Source organism: Petrachloros mirabilis (assembly GCF_975968855.1).
In genome coordinates, this window is sequence record NZ_CDLUDY010000169.1 from 1 (window position 1) to 4206 (window position 4206).

The following is a 4206-nucleotide window of genomic DNA, read 5'->3' on the forward strand; positions in this document are numbered from 1 at the left end:
GAGAGTCGGGGAGGGAGCAATGCGGCTTACACGGGCTGCCAATCTCATGATTTGAGGCTCCGTACGCGAGCTTGGAGACGACATGCAATTTCCGGATGCAGAAACTCCGTCAAAGTCCCTCCGTGAAATGCGACATCTTTAATGATCGACGAGGACAGATAGGAGAACTCTTCGCTAGGCATTAAGAACACGGTTTCCACCTCTTTCGCGAGCTTGCGGTTGATGAGGGCCATTTGGAACTCATGCTCGAAGTCCGAGATCGCGCGAAGGCCACGGATAATCGCATGGGCGCCGAACCGTTGAACATAATCAACAAGCAACCCTTCAAATGTGACAACTTCAACCTGCCCGAGGTCTTTGAGGACCAACTGAACCATCTCCAATCGCTCAGCCAAATTAAAGAGCGGATATTTAGCCGGGTTTGGAGCCACGGCCACGACAACCTTGTCAAAGACGCGCAAGCTTCGAGTAATGATATCAGTATGCCCGTGAGTGATGGGATCGAAGGTGCCGGGGTAAATACCGATCTTCATGACAGAACCATAGTCTCCCTGGCAGACCGATAAACAAAAAGCGCGGTATCTCCATATACATAACGCCGGACAAGCATCGCGGAGTCAGTGGAATCCGGAAGTTCGGCGCGGGCATCTTGTTCCAGTACCATGACGGCATCAGGCTTCAGAAGCTCAGTATTCCATCCGCCAAGAACCAAAGCCGCCGCTTCACTGACGGCATAAGGAGGATCAGCGAAGAGCACATCATACGGTCCATGCCACAGACCGTTTGATTGCAAAAATTTCTTCACTGTTTTGATCTGCACATCTGACCGATCAAGGAATTGACAGGCCGTGAGATTCCTTCGAAGTAATTGTGCAATTTTGGGGTCCGCCTCTACGAATGTCACGATGTTCGCTCCACGGCTGAGGGCTTCAATCCCGACGGCCCCCGTTCCCGCATACAAATCAAGAAACCTGCTACCCGAAACCCGCGCCCCGAGAATGGAGAACAGTGCCTCGCGCACTTTATCAGACGTAGGACGAACCATCGTACCCTGTGGTCTATGGAGACGTCGACCTCGGTGGGAACCGGCTATGACTCGCATAAGATCTTAGGGAGAGGCAATCTAGGCGCGACAGACTCTAACATAGCGTTTTTGAAGGGGTCAAGGTGAGCATGCGCTCAGGAAGGAGATGTTGATCCCGGCAGCTGCTATAACAGCTTCGACGGTAGAAGAGGCCCCTGATCGGGGATACTATTGTTGGTATTTTGACGGCTGGCCACGCGCTGACTATAATTTCCGGCTGGTGAAAGGATAAGTGGGAGGATGCGCTTTGCAACCGGATGGACTGGCAGATATTTCCGGGCTTACGCTCAGTCCGCCCTTAATCTGTTCAGCGAGCACCGACCGAAGGCTGAACTGATCGCGCCGGTTGCGTATCGCGCGCCGCAAGACTCTTCCGCCTGTTATTGGAGATGGTCCGATCAATAATGGCGCCGCAATTGACGCACTTCCAGGCGTAAAAGATGAGGAAGAAGTCGGAGAACCGCTCTAACATCATGAGCCCTTTGCACTTCGGACATTCCATCGGTTCCTCCCAGGTTGTTATGTCCACAGCCGAAGCTGTGGCAAAGCAAGAGCCGAACCAATTTCTGTTGATACGTAATTTCAACACGTTAGCGGTTAAGTATTTGTCAGCAAGCGGCCGTAAGGGGGGCTCTAGCTAGTACAAAATCGTTCAGCTTGTCATATTTTTGCGCTTGGAGGGCCTACCTACATGGTAAAAAGAAAAGCCGGGCAGGGAATAACCCAATGGCCTGAGGCAGAACGGCCCCGCGAACGCTTACTTGCGCAAGGCTCAGAGGCGCTTACAGATGCACAGCTGCTTGCCATCCTCCTTCGAGTTGGACGGCAGAGTTCCTCGGCAGTGCAGGTCGGAATGGACATCCTGCATCGACTCGGCGGAGTTGCTGGCTTGGCTCGTTGCGGCATTGAAGAACTCTGTCATGTGCCAGGAGTCGGGCAGGCAAAAGCAGCACAACTGAAGGCGGCTATCGAATTAGGGCGGCGCGTTCTTGCTTCTCCACTCTCGAAAGGCACTAAAATTTCTTCCAGTCGAGATCTTTTTGACCATTACCATCCGACACTGCGAGACCTGAGGCATGAAGTATTCAAAGTCGTGCTGTTGGATGCCAAGCACGCTATTGTCCGAGACGCTACGGTGTCGGAAGGCAGTTTAACGCTGAGCATTGTTCACCCGCGTGAAGTCTTTACCATGGCGGTCAGGGAATCAGCGGCTGCCGTAATTTTTCTCCACAATCATCCCAGCGGCGATCCGACTCCGAGTCAAGAAGATCGGATTCTCACGGCAAGATTGGTGTCGGCCGGAGAACTGCTTGGGATTCGAGTACTCGACCACATCGTGGTCGGAGACGGTCGTTATGTGAGTTTTGCCGATCAGGGGTGGCTAAGCGACAGCAGCCTTATATTTCAATAAATAGAAGGAGTATGTGATTGATGTAACGTGAAACCCTAATCGGAAGCGCGACAGCTTCCGTACTACGATGAGAGGAGGGCCTCATGAACAACATCGCTGTGCGTGATCTGAGAAATGTGGCCATCATTGCGAATCGCGGAGCGGGCAAGACGTCGTTGGCCGAAGCGATCCTCTTTACGACCGGAACGATCCAGAGTCTCGGATCTGTCGCGCAGGGCACCACCTCCTCCGATTTCGAACCGGAAGAAATCCACCACCGCAGTTCCGTCAGCACCAGCGTCCTTCGTGCTACGTGGAATCAAGCTATTATTAATCTGCTCGATACACCCGGCGCACTTGGTTTACAGGGAGAGGTTCTCACAGCACTCCAGGCCGTTGATGCAGTCATAGTCGTACTAACCCCCAGCAGAGGAATCAGGAGCGAGTTGGTCAGGCTCTGGTCTCTTATCAAAGACAGGCATTTGCCTTGCCTCATATTCATAAACGAACTCGACCGAGAAACCATCGCAACGGACGAGTTGTTTACCGCATGCCAGCGGGACCTGGGAATAAAGCCCCTGCCGATGTCTTACTGGATCAAGGAGGGCGAGCAGGCTGATGGAGTCGTCGATTTTCTCCGACAGACAGCGATTCAGTCCCGGCCGAACGAAGCCAAATGGCATGAACAAGCTGTTCCTGCGTCGCTTACACAGCAAGCGACGCAGGCCAGAAAAAGGATCCAGGAAGCGGCGGCTGAGTCCGACGATGGATTGCTTGATCGATATCTGTCAGCAGGGGAATTGGAGCAAGCGGAGGTGATGAGTGGCTTGCGAATGGCAATTCAAAAAGGAACGGTGGTGCCGGCCTATGTCGGCTCAGCCTTAAAAAATATAGGCATTGTCCCGCTCTTGAACGCGATCGTCGATTTTCTGCCGTCTCCAAGCGATCGGCAATCACTAATTCCAATCGTAGGTACTCATCCAGATACCGGTGCGACAGTGAATCGACAAGCGAGTTCGGACGATCCGTTCTCCGGTGTAATCTTCAAAACCATTATTGATCCATTCGTTGGGCGATTATCTTATGTCCGCATCCTGTCGGGCACCCTGAAAGGCGATACCATCCTCTTCAATTCAACAAGAAAGATTAAGGAAAAGAGTGGACATCTATACACCCTTCTCGGAAAGAAACATACCGCGGTAGCCTCAATCGGGGCAGGGGACATCGTCGCGATTGGCAAGCTCAAGGACGCTCAAACTGGTGATACGCTCTGTGATGACCATGATCCGATCGCCTATGCCTGGCCAGTTCTGCCGAGACCAGTCTTCTCATTTGCCATTGAACCCAAATCCAGCGGCGACATTGATAAGGTCAGCCTCGGTCTTCACAAACTGATCGAAGAAGATCCTTCACTCGGTTTCTCACGCAACGCCGACACAAAGGAAATGGTACTGAGCGGAACAGGACAAATCCACCTCGACCTCGCGTTAGAAAAACTTCGACGTAAGTACGGAGCAGAGGTCGTTATTCACACACCGAAAATTCCTTACCGCGAAACTATACGCAGCACCGCCCAGGCACAGGGGAAATACAAGAAACAAACGGGCGGCCACGGACAGTATGGGGATTGCTGGCTCGAAATCTCACCCCTTACGCGCGGGGAGGGGTTTGCTTTCATTAATCGCGTCGTTGGCGGAGTGATCCCCCGCAATTTCATACCAGCAGTAGAAAA

At 52.6% G+C, this 4206-nt stretch carries 4 protein-coding genes; 2 read left to right on the forward strand and 2 right to left on the reverse strand.

All coding sequences use genetic code 11. The annotated features are described in order from the left end of the window. Positions 1-44: 44 nt before the first annotated feature. Together coaD and rsmD are read right to left on the reverse strand one after the other, a co-directional pair. The gene (gene coaD / locus ACWVCN_RS06930; RefSeq protein ID WP_455244830.1) at positions 45-533 is read right to left on the reverse strand and encodes a pantetheine-phosphate adenylyltransferase; all 489 of its coding nucleotides are present in this window, start codon (positions 531-533) and stop codon (positions 45-47) included. Next, positions 530-1102 carry a 16S rRNA (guanine(966)-N(2))-methyltransferase RsmD gene (gene rsmD, locus ACWVCN_RS06935; protein ID WP_455244831.1) on the reverse strand — a complete coding sequence of 191 codons (573 nt, stop codon included), beginning with the start codon at positions 1100-1102 and terminating at the stop codon, positions 530-532. The genes coaD and rsmD overlap by 4 nt, the downstream gene beginning before the upstream one ends. 673 nt (positions 1103-1775) lie before the next feature. On the opposite strand from rsmD, the gene radC reads away from it, so the two are divergent. Both radC and ACWVCN_RS06945 read left to right on the forward strand, forming a co-directional pair. Further along, entirely contained in the window at positions 1776-2495 is a 720-nt protein-coding gene (gene radC / locus ACWVCN_RS06940) for a RadC family protein (RefSeq protein WP_455244832.1), read from the forward strand. Positions 2496-2578: 83 nt separating this feature from the next. Then, positions 2579-4206 (forward strand): elongation factor G (locus ACWVCN_RS06945; protein ID WP_455244833.1); only part of this gene is annotated, 1628 nt, incomplete at its 3' end.